The organism is Halosolutus sp. YCN4, assembly GCF_059736495.1.
The window spans coordinates 738467-753108 of record NZ_JCASSM010000002.1; the positions used below are offsets into that span (position 1 = coordinate 738467).

General features: G+C 66.4%; 13 protein-coding genes. 4 read left to right on the forward strand and 9 right to left on the reverse strand.

The features are described 5' to 3' along the window. Positions 1-105: 105 nt before the first annotated feature. From AC6I6X_RS09890 to AC6I6X_RS09910, 5 genes are all read right to left on the reverse strand, one after another. Positions 106-1833: a cation:proton antiporter gene (locus AC6I6X_RS09890; RefSeq protein WP_497930343.1), complete on the reverse strand. Its 1728-nt coding sequence runs from the start codon at positions 1831-1833 to the stop codon at positions 106-108. A 128-nt stretch (positions 1834-1961) separates the two neighbouring features. Continuing rightward, positions 1962-3311: an FAD-dependent oxidoreductase gene (locus AC6I6X_RS09895; RefSeq protein WP_497930344.1), complete on the reverse strand. Its 1350-nt coding sequence runs from the start codon at positions 3309-3311 to the stop codon at positions 1962-1964. Positions 3312-3457: 146 nt separating this feature from the next. Continuing rightward, on the reverse strand, positions 3458-3715 hold the full coding sequence (ddfA, locus tag AC6I6X_RS09900; RefSeq protein WP_497930345.1) for a DdfA family disk-determining factor: 258 nt from the start codon (positions 3713-3715) through the stop codon (positions 3458-3460). Positions 3716-3718: 3 nt separating this feature from the next. Beyond that, complete coding sequence (locus tag AC6I6X_RS09905; RefSeq protein WP_497930346.1) at positions 3719-4306, reverse strand: DsrE/DsrF/DrsH-like family protein; 588 nt, start codon at positions 4304-4306, stop codon at positions 3719-3721. 1 nt (position 4307) lies between these two features. Further along, entirely contained in the window at positions 4308-4553 is a 246-nt protein-coding gene (locus tag AC6I6X_RS09910; protein ID WP_250139451.1) for a sulfurtransferase TusA family protein, read from the reverse strand. Positions 4554-4799: 246 nt separating this feature from the next. On the opposite strand from AC6I6X_RS09910, the gene AC6I6X_RS09915 reads away from it, so the two are divergent. The 4 genes from AC6I6X_RS09915 to AC6I6X_RS09930 all read left to right on the forward strand — a co-directional run bounded on the left by AC6I6X_RS09915 (position 4800) and on the right by AC6I6X_RS09930 (position 8255). Next, a complete protein-coding gene (locus AC6I6X_RS09915; RefSeq protein WP_497930347.1) occupies positions 4800-5993 on the forward strand; it encodes an MBL fold metallo-hydrolase in 1194 nt (397 codons plus the stop codon). 8 nt (positions 5994-6001) lie between these two features. After that, a complete protein-coding gene (locus AC6I6X_RS09920) occupies positions 6002-6559 on the forward strand; it encodes a YeeE/YedE family protein (RefSeq protein ID WP_497930348.1) in 558 nt (185 codons plus the stop codon). Continuing rightward, on the forward strand, positions 6559-7020 hold the full coding sequence (locus AC6I6X_RS09925) for a YeeE/YedE family protein (protein WP_497930349.1): 462 nt from the start codon (positions 6559-6561) through the stop codon (positions 7018-7020). Before AC6I6X_RS09920 ends, AC6I6X_RS09925 begins: the two co-directional genes overlap by 1 nt. A gap of 62 nt (positions 7021-7082) precedes the next feature. Next, a complete protein-coding gene (locus AC6I6X_RS09930) occupies positions 7083-8255 on the forward strand; it encodes an inorganic phosphate transporter (RefSeq protein WP_497930350.1) in 1173 nt (390 codons plus the stop codon). A gap of 211 nt (positions 8256-8466) precedes the next feature. Here the strand turns inward: AC6I6X_RS09930 and AC6I6X_RS09935 are convergent, their stop codons facing one another. From AC6I6X_RS09935 to AC6I6X_RS09950, 4 genes are all read right to left on the reverse strand, one after another. Then, positions 8467-11376, reverse strand: a complete 2910-nt coding sequence (locus AC6I6X_RS09935; RefSeq protein WP_497930351.1) for a PKD domain-containing protein — start codon at positions 11374-11376, stop codon at positions 8467-8469. Positions 11377-11688: 312 nt separating this feature from the next. Next, positions 11689-12486, reverse strand: coding sequence for a ZIP family metal transporter (locus tag AC6I6X_RS09940; protein WP_497930352.1), 798 nt, complete (start codon positions 12484-12486; stop codon positions 11689-11691). 75 nt (positions 12487-12561) lie between these two features. After that, positions 12562-13437, reverse strand: a complete 876-nt coding sequence (locus AC6I6X_RS09945; protein WP_497930353.1) for a universal stress protein — start codon at positions 13435-13437, stop codon at positions 12562-12564. An 81-nt stretch (positions 13438-13518) separates the two neighbouring features. Beyond that, positions 13519-14610 (reverse strand): CNNM domain-containing protein, encoded by a 1092-nt coding sequence (locus AC6I6X_RS09950; RefSeq protein ID WP_497930354.1) that lies wholly within the window; start codon positions 14608-14610, stop codon positions 13519-13521. Positions 14611-14642: the final 32 nt, after the last annotated feature.

Consider the following 14642-nt stretch of genomic DNA (forward strand, 5'->3'; position numbering starts at 1 on the left):
CGATCAGGTGTGCAGTGACTTTCAGTGACTACTATAACAGCCACTGGACGTCGGTGTGCACCCGATCGAACGAGTGCGGTCTCCCCGGTCCGCGGCCTGCGCGTCTCACGCGTCTTCGGTACCGGTCGCCGTCTCGTCCTCGTCGTCCCGCCAGGGACGATCGACGTCGAGGTCGTACGCGTCGATCGCGTCCGTCCAGAACTCCCGGAAGGCGGTCTCTTCGAGCCGTTGCACGTCGCTTTCGCCCTCGTCGACGCGCTCGAGGCGTTCGTCGACGGTTTCGAGGAGGCGATCGGCGTCGCGCCCCTCGACGACGCCCGCCTTGATCGCCGCCATGACCGCGTCCTTCTCGCTCTCGAGGACGCGTCGTTCACCCCCGAGTTCCGCCTGTCGGCGGACGGACGGATAGCGCTCGAGGAGTTGCGAGATCGCCGCTTCGAGGCGGTTCTTCTCCCGCCCGTACGTTTCGCAGAACTCGACGTAGAGGTCCCGCGGGAGGTCTTCACTCCGGTGCAGTTCGCTCGCGGTCGCGATGGCGGCGTCGACGCCTCGAAGCCGCGCCGTCAGGAGCCGATAGACCTCCTCGGGCGGCGATCGCTGGACGATCCCGAGGCGATCGAGCAGCGGGCCGATCGTCAGCCCCTGGACGAGGAGACTGAGCGCCGCCACGCCGAAGACCAGCGCGCGGAGTTCCTCGCGCAGGGCGACCGGCAGGTCGGTCGGGAGGCCGAGGACCAGCGCGATCGGGATCGACGCGTGGAGGCCGCTCCAGACGATCAGGTGCTGTGACGAGCGGCCGATCGACTCGTCGAGCCAGCGGTTGGCCGCCGAGACGAGCGGGTAGACGACGGCGGCCCGGGCGAGCACGACGAGGACGAACGCGATCGCCACGAGGGCGGCGCCGTCGACGAAGGCCTCGATCGGCGTCTCGAGGCCGATGAGCACGAACAGGAGCGTGTTGAACAGGAAGGCGACGGCGCTCCAGGTCGTGACGACGGTGATCCGCGTCTGGGAGTCGAGCGCCTCCGTCTCGCCGCGATCGCCGATGAACAGGCCGGCGACGACCGCCGCGATGGCCCCGCTCGCGCCCAGTGCGTCCGCGAGGAGGTACGACCCGTAGGCCAGGACGACGGTGAGGCTGACGCCGAGCATCGCGTCGTCGGCCACGACCATCGCCCGATAGACGAGGTGGCCGGCCGCGACGCCGACCAGGAACCCTCCGACGCTCGCGATCAGCAGTTCGACCCCGACGGTTCGAGCGAGGGCCGCTGGGGACGCAACGTCCGCCGGCGACGTCCCCTGCCGGGTGGCTTCGACGACGACCGCGAGGATCGTCGAGAAGAGGGCGACGCCCACCCCGTCGTTGAGCAGGCTCTCGCTCTCGACGACCGTCGAGAGTCGCTCCGGCGCGCCGAGGTCCTCGAACACCGCCACCACCGACACCGCGTCCGTCGGCAGGATCATCGTGGCGAACAGCAGGGAGACGAGCACGGAGTAGCCGAACGCGTGCCGGCCGATCGCGCCGAGCAGGAGGATCGAGAGCACGAGGCCGGGGCCGGCCAGCAGCACGACCGGGAGGAGGTTCCGCCGCAGGCGTCGCAGATCGACGTTCGCGCCGCCCTGGAACAGCAACGCGGGAAGGACGACGAGGAGAATGAGGTCCCGGGTGAGCCCGATCGTTCGGGGGAGGCCGATCGCCGACGCGCCGACGCCGACCAGGAGCAACGCGATCGTGTACGGAATGTTCGCGCGCCTCGCGAGGGCGGCGCCGACCGTGGTCGCGATCAGCAGGATGACGACGAGTTCGACCAGGACGGTCTCGAGGGCGCTCATCGCGGACGGCTACACCGCCCGGCCAGTTAACGCCACCATGGGATACGGAGCGAGACGCTGACGGGACGATCGGACGGCGAACAACGGGGGAAACGGGTCGATCCCGGTCGTCTACCGCCGCGAGCGGTTCAGTCCTCGAGTTTGCCGGCGAGGACCTTCGCCGCGGTGAGGACCGGGTCCCAGACGGGGCTGAACGGCGGCGCGTAGGCGAGGTCGAGATCCTGGAGTTCCGGTACGGTCAGTTCCGCGGTCAGGGCGGTCGCGACCGTGTCGATCCGCTTCGCGCCGTCCCGGCCGACGATGCTCGCGCCGAGGACGCGCTCGCTCTCGCGATCGGCGACCAGCGTCACGGTGAGTTCGGTCGCGCCGGGGTAGTAGTGGGGTCGCGTGGGTGCCTCGATCGTCACGGAGACGGGATCGAAGCCGGCTTCGCGGGCGCGCTCGGGGTCGATCACGCCGGTCCGGGCCGCCCCGAGATCGAAGGCCTTGACGATCGCCGTGCCGGCCGTACCGCCGGTTTCCGTCGGATCGCCCGCGACGGTGGACCCGATCGCCCGGCCGGCCCGGTTGGCGGTCAGCGCCAGCGGGACGTGATCCGGTCCGCCGGTCACGACGTTTCTCGCCTCGGCGCAGTCGCCCGCGGCGTAGACGTCCTCGTAGTTGGTGCGGCCGTACTCGTCGATCGCGATGGCGCCGGTCGGGCCGAGTTCGATCCCGGCCTCCTCGGCGAGTTCGACGTTCGGCGCGACGCCGACGCCGACGATGACGACATCGGCCGGTACCGACTCGTCTTCGAGTGTAACTGCTTCGACCTCGTCGCCGCCGGCGAACCCCTGGACCGCCGTCTCGAGGTGCAACTCGACCCCTTGGTCGCGGAGGTGGTCCTCGACGACCCGCGCGGTCTCCTCGCCGAACGGCTGGAGGGTCTGCGGGAGCATCTCGAAGATGGAGACGTCGAGACCGCGCTCGGTGAGCGCCTCGGCCATCTCGACGCCGACGTAGCCGCCGCCGACGATCGCCGCCGTCTCGAGGTCGCGGGCGTCGACGAAGTCCTCGATCGCGTCGGCCTCGTCCATGCTCCGGAGGGTGAACACGCCCTCCAGGTCGAACCCGTCGAACGGCGGCGTCACGGCGCGAGCGCCGGTGCCGATCAGGAGCGACTCGTAGGGCTGTTCGAACCGGTCGCCGTCGGCCTCGACGGTCACCGTCTTCGCCTCGGGATCGATCGCGACGACCTCGTGGCCGGTCCGGAGGTCGACGTCGCGTTCCTCGCGGAACTCCTCGGGGGTCACGGCCACGAGGTCGTCGAGGTCCTCGACGGTCCCCTTCACGTAGTAGGGCATCCCACAGGCCGCGTAGGAGACCCACTCGCCCTTCTCGAAGACGATCACGTCGAGGTCGGGATCCTCGCGCTTTGCCTTGCTCGCGGCACTCATCCCGGCAGCGTCACCGCCGACGACGACGAACGGATCTGTCATACGCGTTGCTAGGTGCGCGAGTCAATAAAGTATTTCTCAGGTTCCCCAATACTGGGAATTCTCGGTGCGTGACCGGCGGTCGCGGGGCGGGTCGATCGGAGACCGGCGGCTCTCGTCCGGCGGTCGACGGGAAAAGTGCGCAGTACTTACTCGAGTTCGACGCGACCGTCCGCGTGGACCGTCACGTCGTAGCCGCGGTAGCTGAACGAGACGCAGCCGGATCGCGGGGTGGTTCGCGCGGTCGACTCGAACAGCCGATCGAGTGCGGCCGCGTCGACGACATCGTTTAGCGGCGGTTTCACGTCGATCGGATCGACGCCGTCCGCGTCGGCGACCGCCTCGACGACCCGCAGACTCGGGCGGTCGGCGGATCGCGGTGGGTCGATGCGTCCGTTTTCGAGCATGGATCAGACCAGGAGCTGAATGTCGGATTCGGCCATGTGCTGGAGCGCGGTGGCCGCGCCGACGCCCGTCGTCACGCCGTCGTAGAAGTCGTCCTCGTCGTACTCCATCAGCTCGATCGTCATCTGGCAGGCCTGCAGGTCGACGCCGCTCTCCAGCGAGAGGTCGATCAGTTCCTCGATGGTGGCGGTGCCGTTCTCGTCGATCTTCTTCTGCATCATCTTCGTGGCCATCGAGTCCATGCCGGGAAGCGCGGCGAGCGCGTTCGGCATCGGCATGTTCGGGTTGCCGACGGCCGAGAGCTTGAGGTTCTGGGACTTCTCCTCGTGGAGAATGTCCAGGCCCCAGAAGGTGTGGAAGACGACGACGTCCCAGCCGAAGGCGGCCGCCGTGCTCGCGAGGATCAGCGGCGGGTACGCCATGTCGAAACTCCCCTGGGTCGCGACGATCGTCATCTTCTTCTGGTCGTCGCCCTCGTCCAGGTCGGCGAGCGACTCCTCGAGCTCGTCGACGCGCTCGTACAGCGCCTGCAGCTCGTCGGGGTCGATCTCGCCGTCGGCGTCGATCGGTGTCGTGGGGTTGTCCGTACTCATCTTATGCCGTTTTCTTCACGTAGTGGGTGTAGAGGTCGCCGTCCTCGACCTGATCGAGGAGTTCGACGCCGTCGGTGCCTTCGGCCCAGCCCTGAATGTCGCTCATGCTGCCCGAGTCGGTCGCGACGACTTCGAGGACGTCGCCCTCGCCGAGATCGTCGATGGCCTGCTTGGTCTTCACGATGGGCATCGGGCACGACTGTCCTTTCACGTCGAGCGTCTCCGTGGTGTCGTATTTCGAACTCATGTTTTCGATGTGCTCTGTATTGGAGCTATCGTACAATATTGGCTACGACCATAAAAGGATATCGATTATTGTGGCCGATGTGAATAGCCGTCGTTCGTCGGAATGGGATATATCACCCCACAACCCATACGTACACGCGCACATTGGATCATAAACGCGTTCGACTGACGTCAGCTGTATTGTGCAGTAAGTGAATAACTATGCAAACCCTTAAGTGCGAGCGGCCGGTACGGATGAGTGTACAACATGGACGAAATGGACTTTCCGACGCCGGACGTCGAAGTCGAATCGGTGACGCCGGACGAACTGAAAGGACGCATCGACGCGGGCGAGGAGGTTACGATCCTCGACGCGCGAATGGAATCGGACTACGATGAGTGGCGAATCGACGGGGAGAACGTCGAGTCGATCAACGTTCCGTACTTCGAGTTCCTCGAGGACGACATCGACGCGCAGGTCCTCCAGAAGATTCCCGAGGACCGCGAGATCACCGTCCTCTGTGCGAAAGGCGGTGCCAGCGAGTACGTCGCCGGCACCCTCGCCGAGCGCGACTACGACGTGCACCACCTCGAAGACGGGATGAACGGTTGGGCGCGCATCTACGAGGCCGTCGAGGTCGAGAGCTACGACGGCGCCGGTACGCTGCTCCAGTACCAGCGCCCCTCGAGCGGCTGTCTCGGCTACCTCGTCTACGACGACGGCGAGGCCGCCGTGATCGACCCCCTGCGCGCGTTCACCGATCGCTACCTCAACGACGCCGACGACCTCGGCGTCGACCTCAAGTACGCGATCGACACGCACATTCACGCCGACCACATCTCGGGCGTTCGCGCACTCGACGCCGTCGGCGTCGAAGGCGTCATCCCCGAAGCGTCGGTCGGCCGTGGGGTCACCTACGCCGACGACGTGACGCTGGCCGACGACGGCGACGAGTTCCAGGTCGGCGACGCCACGATCGAGACGGTGTACACGCCGGGTCACACCTCCGGGATGACCTCGTACCTGATCGACGACTCGCTGCTCGCGACCGGCGACGGCCTGTTCGTCGAGAGCGTCGCTCGACCCGACCTCGAAGAGGGTGACGACGGCGCGCCCGAGGCCGCCGCGCAGCTCTACGAGTCGCTCCAGGAGCGCGTGCTGACCCTGCCCGACGAGACCCTCATCGGTGGCGCGCACTTCAGCGACGCCGCCGAACCCGCAGAGGACGGCACCTACACGGCCCCGATCGGCCAGCTCGTCGAGGAGATGAACGCGCTGACGATGGACGAGGACGAGTTCGTCGAGCTGATCCTCTCGGACATGCCGCCCCGACCGGCCAACTACGAGGACATCATCCCGACGAACCTCGGACAGCAGGAGGCCGACGACGAGGAAGCGTTCGAACTCGAACTCGGCCCGAACAACTGCGCCGCCAGCCAGGAATCGCTCGCGGGTGACTAATCCGACCGATGGTAGCTGATCCGGTACCGCTTCAGTTGGCCGCCGAACTGTTCCCCAACGGGATCAGTCGCTACGCCGTCGGCGGAATGCTCGTCGGCCTCGGCACGGTCGTCATCTACGTCGGGACCGGCATCCCGGCCGGGGCGAGCACGTTCCTCGAGTCCACGCTGTCGTACGTCTCGGACCAGCCGCGGTTCAAGCGGTACATCTCGTCCCGCGACTGGCGCGTCGTGTTCACACTCGGGATCATCCTCGGCGCACTGGCGTTCGCGGCGACGGTGCAGTCCGGCGTGATCACGACGTCGCTTTACCAGCCCGGGTCGACCGGCGAACTGTACGAGGTCGGCGGCGTGACGCTCTGGCTGACCGAGGTCCAGCCCTGGCGGCTGTTCCTGGGCGGCATCCTGGTCGGGATCGGTACCCGGATCGGGAAAGGGTGTACGTCCGGTCACGGGGTCTGCGGCGTCGGCTCGGCGTCGAAGACCTCGATCGCCGGCGTGGTGACGTTCCTGCTCGTCGCCATCGCGACCGCCCAGATCGTCGCGGCACTGGGGGTGAGTCCGTAATGAGTCAGAACCGACATCCCCTGTTCATGCCGCTGATCTTCGTCGGCGGCCTGATCTTCGGGTTCGGTCTCGGGTTCAGCCACATGGCGCGGCCGGAGGTCGTGCTGAACTTCCTCCAGTTCGACGACTTCGGGCTGCTGTTCGTCATGTTCGGCGCGGCGATCGTCTCCGGAATCGCCTTCGCGGTGATGCCCCGGATCCGCGACAGCGCGCCGCTGACCGGCGACCGGTACGAACGCCGATTGAAGCCCTTCGACCGGAACGTCCTGGTCGGCGGGGCGATCTTCGGCGTCGGCTGGGGCCTCTCGGGGATCTGTCCCGGAGCCGCCTACGCCAGCCTCGGTGTCGGCAACGTCACCATCCTGTGGGCGCTCGGCGGGATGTTCCTCGGCGCCTACATCCAGGGCCGCTGGCGCAGCCACCGTACCGCGTCCAAAGCCTCCCCAGCGGGTGCTGACTAGTCCCGTTTCCCACGTATCGTGGTACACGAATCGCTGACCGACCGTCTTTTCGTACACTACTGATGGACCTCACGACGATACTCCTGTTCAGCCTCGCCGCCCTCGCCAGCCTCTTTATGGCCTGGGTGATCGGTGCCGGATCGAGCGGTGCGACCCCCTTCGCCCCGGCCGTCGGCGCGAACGCAATCTCGACGATGCGCGCGGCGTTCGTCGTCGGGATTCTGGGCTTCGTCGGCGCGGTAACCCAGGGCGCGAGCGTCTCCGAAGCCGTCGGCCGCGACCTCGTCCACGGCGCCAGCCTCCCGCCCACCGCGGTCATCGTCGTCCTCCTGATCGGGGCGGGACTGATGGCGATCGGGATCGCCACCGGCTACCCGATCGCGACCGCGTTCACCGTGACCGGATCGGTGATCGGCGTCGGGTTCGCGATCGGCGGGCAGCCGGCCTGGTCGAAGTACGTCGAGATCGGTGCCCTGTGGGTTCTCACCCCGTTCGTCGGCGGCGCGATCGCGTACGGGATCGCGAGCGTGCTTCCGCGTTCGGACGTCCCCGAGCGGGTCAGCGTCCCGCTACTCGCGGCGGTCGTCGGCGCCGTCGTCGCGAACCTCGAGTTCGCGTTCCTCTCGTCGGTCGGCGGGACCCTCGCGGCGGCCGGGAGCACCGTCGTGCCGATCGACGGGGTCGTCGCGACGGCCGCGGTCTCGCTCGGCTTCGGGGCGCTTTCCGCGCTGGTCGTCCGCTGGGACGTCGCCCGCGATCAGGCCGGCGGACTGCGACGCTTCCTGCTCGCGCTCGGGGGCCTCGTGGCGTTCTCCGCGGGGGCGAGCCAGGTCGGCCTCGCCGTCGGCCCGCTGCTCCCGCTGTTCGAGAACCTGTCGACGGTGTCGCCGATCGCGATCCTGCTCGGCGGCGGCCTCGGCATCCTCGTCGGCTCCTGGACCGGCGCGCCGCGGATGATCAAGTCGATCTCCCAGGAGTACGCCTCGCTCGGCCCGCGCCGATCGATCGCGACGCTCGTCCCTTCGTTTCTCATCGCCCAGACGGCGGTCCTGCTGGGGGTCCCGGTCTCGTTCAACGAGATCATCGTGAGCGCGATCGTCGGGAGCGGCCTCGCCGTCGGCGGTGGCGCGGGGGTCAGCCCCCGGAAACTGGGGGTCACCGTCGTCGCCTGGATCGCGTCGTTCGCCCTCGCGTTCGGCCTCGGCTACGCCGCGATGACGCTCGTCGGGGTGTAGCTGTCCCGGCTCACCAAGCGCGCCGGCCGTACCAGACGATCGGCGCGGACGCGAGCGAGCCGGCCGCGAGGACGATAAGCCCCCCTTGAGAGGGGACACTGTGCGGACGGCGACCGAGTCCGAAGTCACTTATATTATTTTTCGAAGATATTAACTGAGTCGTGCAGAGTAGCAGCACGGATCGAAGCGGAAACCTATAGATGACACCACGTCACCGCTTTGGTGAATCGTTGCCAGCGAACCGTCTCTTTAGGACGTAACTCGCACCACCGACCCCTGCAAGCCCACTAGCGATGCCAAAACCCGACGTTTCCTCAGCTGTCGACTCGTCGGCACCCGGTGTTTCCTCGGCTGCTGACTCGTTGGAATTGCCGGCGCTTTTGGATGATTCGTCATCGGGCGTCTGTGGCTCAACCTGCTCGGGCTCTTCTTCGATATAGAGCTGTTCCGTCGCTCGATGCCGTTCTCCAGTACTGTCCGTTACAGTCAGTGTAATCTCCTTTCTTCCTGTTGTTTCGAATGTGTGAGTGACGGCGTCCCCACTCACCCGTTCACCGCTGTCGAAGTCCCATTCGAAGGTGACGGGATGTCCGTCCCACAGTTCAGTACCGGTTCCGTGGAACGCGATTTGCTCGCCGACGTATGCAGATTGCGGGGTGTATTCGATGGCTGCTCGCCGATTGGGTGTGTTTCCACCGAGGTCCGCCCGGATGTCTTCGATATCGTCCTCCCCGTAACTCCGCTCGTGGAACTCTATGAGGTCGAGTTCTGCCGGTACCGGGTCGTGTGAGACGCCCTCGTACGTTCGGAACACTGCCGAGGCCCCCACCTCATCGTAGACAGCCCGCGAACACGGAAAGCGCTCGTCCTGCATGTTGTAACCGTACACGTCGAGAGCGATCTCCCGGAGATCGTCCGTCCACGCGTCGTCGTACGGGATCGTGTCGCTCATATCGATTTCACCCATGTAGAGGAAGCGATCGACGTCGCAGAAGGCCTCCGGATCGAACGGCTCACCGGTCAGTTCCTCGACGTTTGCGATCCCTACCGGATAGTCCAGGGTATGGCCTTTGGCTTCCTCGATCGGGAGGATCGGCATCCCGTTGAGTCCGCCCGCCGTGACCGACGTTACCTCGTCGGGGTGGAGCGCCGCGAACCGTTCGACGAAGTTCCCCGCCGCCGAAAACCCGTTGAGCATCAGCCCCTCGGCAACCGGATACCCTCGCTCCCTGAGCCGTCTTCGGGCGTCCTCGACCATCCGCAGCAACTGGAGGTCGACTCGTTCCAGCGGGCCGTGGCCGATCTCCATCGTCCGGTCGTCGAGTGCGTGGACGTAGTGTGTCGAGTCGACGGGTCGATTTCGCGGCCGGGGGAACACCGGGACGATAAACGGGGCCTGGATGGCGTCGGCTACACGCCGGCCGATTCCGCCGTCGACTGTGCGCTCAGCGGCGGCCAGGTGGTCGCCGAACTCGTCGGTCGACGTCCCCGTGTTGACGGGCTCGGCGAGGATCGGCTTCGGTTCGTCAGTCTCGAATCGGGGCGGGGCGTACAGGTAGTACGGGTAGTTGAAGCCCGCGGCGGAGTCTTCCTCGACGAGCGTGGGTTCGATCGGCGAAACGTCCCGCTCGACAGTGATCTCGGCACTGGCCGTCGCCGGCGGCGACTTTCTGTCGGGGTCCGCGAGCTGCACGTCGAGCGTCGCGGACTCCGACAGCGGTTCCACCGATTCTAACCACGGTTCCTGTAGCGTGACGACGACGTCTTCGTGAACGCCGGGTTGGAGCGATTCTACCCAGCCGATCCACTGGTCGTCCCGGAACACCTGGAGATGAACCTCGGCGTCGGCGACCACCTCCGAAACGACCACCGTCGTACCCGTAGAGGTCTGGTCTTCGAAGGTGATCGACGGTTCGCGACGATTGTCGCGGACCGTACACTGGGTGACCGTTCGATGCGTCTCCCCCTCATCGTCCGTGACCGTCAGCGATACGTTGTGGCCGCCGCGCCGCTCGAACGCGTGACGCACGCGTTCGCCGTCGGCCGTCCGGCCGTCGCCGAAGGTCCACTCGAAGTTCACGACGTCCGCTCCCGAGACGGCCGACCGGCCCGCGTCGAAGGTGACCTCTTGCCCGAGTTCGGGCCCCTTCGGGGCGCGTTCGACGTGCGGGCCCAGTTCCCGAACGTTGCCGCCGAGGTCCGCACGGAGGCTCTCCACGTCGTCCCCGTCGAGCCACCGTCTGTGGAACTGAACGAGGTGGTCCCGCATCGATCTCGACCCGTGCCTCTCGCCTTCGTACATTCTGAACACCGCGGACGCGTTCACATCGTCGTACACGGATTTCGCGTACGGGAACCGATCGTCCAGCATGTGGGCGCCGTACACGTCGAGGGCGGTCTCCCGTAGCTCGTGGTCCGTCCAGGCATCGGTATACGGTATCGTGTCGCTGTCGTCGAACTCGCCCATGTAGAGGAAGCGGCCGACGTCACGGAAGGCCTCCAGGTCGAACGGCTCACCGGTCAGTTCCTCGACGTTTGCGATCCCTACCGGATAGTCCAGGGTGTGCCCGCCGGCCTCCTCGATCGGGAGGATCGGCATCCCGTTGAGTCCGCCCGCGGTGACCGATGTCACCTCGTCGGGGTGGAGCGCGGCGAATCGCTCGACGAAGTTCCCCGACGCCGAAAATCCGTTGAGCATGAGGCCGTCAGCGACCGGATACCCTCGATCTCCGAGTCGCTCTCGAGCATCCTCGACCATCCGCAGTAACTGGAGGTCGACTCGCTCCAGGGGCCCATCGTCAATCTCCATCGTCCAATCGTCGAGGGCGTGGACGTAGTGGCGCCAATTGACGGGCTCATCTCTGGGCCGAGGGAACACGGGGACGATGAACGGGGCGGGGAGGTTGTCGGCGAGGTATCGACCAGTCCCTTCTTCGATCGTTCGTTCGGCAGCATCGAGATGCCGACCGAAATCGTCAGTAGACGTCCCAGTGTTGACGGGTTCGGCGAGGATCGGCGTCGGATCGTCGGTGTCTCGGTGAGACGGTGCGTACAGGTAGTACGGGTAGTTGAAGCCCGCAGCAGGGTCCTCGTCGACGAGCGTCGGCTCGATCCCCGACACGCCTCGACCGACGGAGCCACCACTGCCACGGGCACCCCGGCTGATCGTTTCGAGTGCCGCGGTACTACCGGCACAGAGTCCAGCCGCCTTTAAAAGATTCCGGCGAGTACGGAATCCCCTCGTCATCGTCCCACCCTCCTCTTCTCGACTCCCGACAGACAGACGAACACTGTTCGCTTCGATAAGTTACATTGGAACGGTAATACAGTCTCGGTGATCAGTTCACGCATTGCTGCGCTTTCAAAGAGTGAGGACTTGATTCTTTGGCCCGTCGAAAGATGTAAACTATATCGCCGAGATCTCTGTTCCCCGTTAGATGAACGTCAGCGGCACCATCACTAGCACGCCGAGGAGGATCCCGCCCGCGAGTTCCGGCTTGCCGCCGCTCGGGAGCCGATCGCCGACGTCCAGCGCCTCGGGAATGAATTCGGAGAGCACGAGGTAGATCATCGCCCCGGCGGCGAAGCCGAAGCCGTAGGGGAGCAGTTCCCGGGCGATCCGGACGAACGTGAACGCGATAGCGGCCCCGATCGGCTGCGGCAGACTCGAGAACACCGCCCACCAGACCATCTTCCACCGGGCGACGCCCATCGCCTTCAGGGGGATCGAGATTGCCGTCCCCTCCGGCACGTTGTGGATCGAGATCGCGACCGTCATGAAGATCGCCAGCACGGGGACGGTCGCACCCAGGATCGACACGCCGCCCTCGAGGCCGAGGTCGGCGAACGAGACGCCGACGGCGATCCCCTCCGGAAAGCTGTGGACGGTCAGGATGCCGAGGATGAGCACGAGTTTCTTGAAGTCGGCCTCCTCGTACTCCTGCGGGTCGATATCGGCGTCCATCAGGACGTCGTGGGCGACGACGACGAGGACGACGCCGACGGCCATCCCGACGGCGATCTCGATCGGCGTCCCCTCCGCGAGCCCCTCGTCGATGAGGCCGAATACCGACGCCGAGACCATGATCCCTGACGCGAGCCCCCAGAGAACGACGTTGCCGCGATCGCTGATCTCGTCGAAGAAGAAAAACGGCAGCGCGCCGATCCCGGTCGCCAGCGCCGTGACGAACCCCGCGACGAACACGATCACGAGATTCTCGAGAAAGGCCATCCGTACCTCACCTGTCGAACCGGCGGTATAAATCGTCAGCGAAAGCGGCGCCACCCGGGGGTTCGAATTCCGCGGTCAGTCCCCGCCGGCGTCCGCCGAGTTCGTCGTCAGGACGGGAACCGGGGCCGTCCGGAGGACCCGCTCCGTGACTGATCCGAGCAGGTGCTGGTCGAGTCCGGTGCGTCCGTGGGTTCCCATGACGACGAGGTCGACGTCGGCCGCGTCCGCAACCGACGTGATCTCCCGCGACACCGATCCGAACTCGATCGCCGTCTCGACGTCGTCGACCCCCGCGTTCGTCGCGACCGACGTCGCCTCCTCGAGGACCTCGCGTGCCTGTTCCTCGAGCCGATCGGCCGTCGGCGTCGAGCCGACGGCCAGCCCCAGCGTCGGCTCGTCGACGACGGACAGCAGGTGCAACGTCGCGTCGTGGCGGGCCGCGATCTCTGCGCCGTATCGCAGCGCCGTCCGCGCGTGGTCGCTCCCGTCGGTGGGCACGAGCACGTTTTCGTAGGGATATCGCGTCGCGTCCTCGGTGCGGACCGTCAGGACCGGCGGCTCGCTTTCGTTGACGACGCCTTCCGCGACGCTCCCGAGGACGTACTCCTTGAGGCCGCGGTGGCCGTGCGTGCCCATCACCACGAGGTCGACGGGCCCCTCGGCGGCGGCGTCGACGATCGCCGGTCGCGGCTGGCCCTGGACGACGTCGTCGACGACGGGAACGCCCCGTTCTTTGGCCCGGTCCCGTGCGTCCGAAAGGATCTCCTCGCCCTCCTCCTCTAACACGTCGACGACGTTCCCCTCGTATCGGACGAGACTGGGTTTGTTCGTGTCGGCGACGTAGAGCAACTGGACGGTGGCCCCGTGATCGGCGGCGATATCGAGCGCGTGGTCGAGCGCGGCGATCGACGAGTCGCTGCCGTCGACGGGGACGAGGAGGAACTCGTACATGTGCCAGTATTCGTCCGGATGTGGTATACGTCTATCCGTCGGTCGGACGACGGGGGTCTCCCGCTCACCCGTGGACGCCGATCACGTCACGTCGCTGGCGTTCCGCCGGTCCACGGACAGGAGTTCGTCCCCGTCGAGCGGGTCCTCGAACTCGCCGACCAGCGCTTCGAGGGCGTCGGTTACCGTCAGCAGCCCGACGATGTCGCCGTCGTCGTCGATCAGCGCGAGTTCCTGGTGTTCGGCCTGCAGCTGGTCGATCGCGTCGCTGACTGTCGTCTCGGCGGGCATCGTCACCGGCGGCGTCGCGAGGTCCGCGAACGACACCGTGCCGCCCCGCAGGTCGTCGATCCGGTCGACGACCGTCGGGACGTAGACGATGCCGACGAACTCCTCGGGCGCGTCGTCGATCAGCGGGAATCGCGTGTGCGGACTCGAACCGATCCGATCGAGGTTCTCCTCGACCGACGCCCGCGTCGAGAGGAACTGTACGTCCTCGACGTCGGTCATGGCGTCCGTGACCGGTTCCTCACCGACGACGAACGCGTTGAGGATCTCCTCCCGGCGCTCCTCGGGGAGGTCGCCCCGTTCGAGGACTGACCCGAGTTTCTTCCGGAGATCGGCGCGCGACTCGATGATCTCCGTCTCGGTCTCGAGCCACGCCCCGGTCATCTCGACGCCGAACCGCCGGAGCGTCCACTTCGCGACGGCGTCGCCGAACCAGATCACGGGCCTGAGAAGCGCCGCGAACCAGTACAGCGGCGTCGCGCCGTACCGGGCGACGAACTTCGTCCGCTCGACGCCGAGGTAGGTGGGTGTCTGCTCGCCGTGGGTGAGGTGGAGGAGGTTGATGACGACGAACGCGAAGACGGCACCTGCGCCCGCCGACGCGAGCGCCGTGTTCTCGAAGACGGGTTCGACGATCGAGGCGAGGGCCGGTTCGGCGATGATGCCGACGGCGATGCTCGTCGCGCTGATCCCGACCTGACAGCTGGTGAGGTAGATCTCGAGGTCGTCGGTCATCTCCCACGCCCGGCGGAGTCCCGGTTCGTCGAACGCCGACTCCGGGTACTGCCGCACGCGAGTGAGCGCGAACTCGATCGCGACGAAGAACCCGTTCGCGAGGATGAGCGCGATCCCGGCGAGGAGGCGGAGTGAGATCTCGAACCCGTTCATTGGTGAAATAATTCGACGGAGTGTGTAACTTT

What these genes read in the sequence shown, in the direction of transcription:
- AC6I6X_RS09905 (WP_497930346.1), bottom strand. Translation starts at nt 4,306, where the DNA reads ATGAGTACGGACAACCCCACGACACCGATCGACGCCGACGGCGAGATC.
- AC6I6X_RS09945 (WP_497930353.1), bottom strand. Translation starts at nt 13,437, where the DNA reads ATGTACGAGTTCCTCCTCGTCCCCGTCGACGGCAGCGACTCGTCGATC.
- AC6I6X_RS09910 (WP_250139451.1), bottom strand. Translation starts at nt 4,553, where the DNA reads ATGAGTTCGAAATACGACACCACGGAGACGCTCGACGTGAAAGGACAG.
- AC6I6X_RS09895 (WP_497930344.1), bottom strand. Translation starts at nt 3,311, where the DNA reads ATGACAGATCCGTTCGTCGTCGTCGGCGGTGACGCTGCCGGGATGAGT.
- AC6I6X_RS09890 (WP_497930343.1), bottom strand. Translation starts at nt 1,833, where the DNA reads ATGAGCGCCCTCGAGACCGTCCTGGTCGAACTCGTCGTCATCCTGCTG.
- AC6I6X_RS09950 (WP_497930354.1), bottom strand. Translation starts at nt 14,610, where the DNA reads ATGAACGGGTTCGAGATCTCACTCCGCCTCCTCGCCGGGATCGCGCTC.
- AC6I6X_RS09940 (WP_497930352.1), bottom strand. Translation starts at nt 12,486, where the DNA reads ATGGCCTTTCTCGAGAATCTCGTGATCGTGTTCGTCGCGGGGTTCGTC.
- AC6I6X_RS09920 (WP_497930348.1), top strand. Translation starts at nt 6,002, where the DNA reads ATGGTAGCTGATCCGGTACCGCTTCAGTTGGCCGCCGAACTGTTCCCC.
- AC6I6X_RS09915 (WP_497930347.1), top strand. Translation starts at nt 4,800, where the DNA reads ATGGACGAAATGGACTTTCCGACGCCGGACGTCGAAGTCGAATCGGTG.
- AC6I6X_RS09925 (WP_497930349.1), top strand. Translation starts at nt 6,559, where the DNA reads ATGAGTCAGAACCGACATCCCCTGTTCATGCCGCTGATCTTCGTCGGC.
- AC6I6X_RS09930 (WP_497930350.1), top strand. Translation starts at nt 7,083, where the DNA reads ATGGACCTCACGACGATACTCCTGTTCAGCCTCGCCGCCCTCGCCAGC.
- ddfA (WP_497930345.1), bottom strand. Translation starts at nt 3,715, where the DNA reads ATGCTCGAAAACGGACGCATCGACCCACCGCGATCCGCCGACCGCCCG.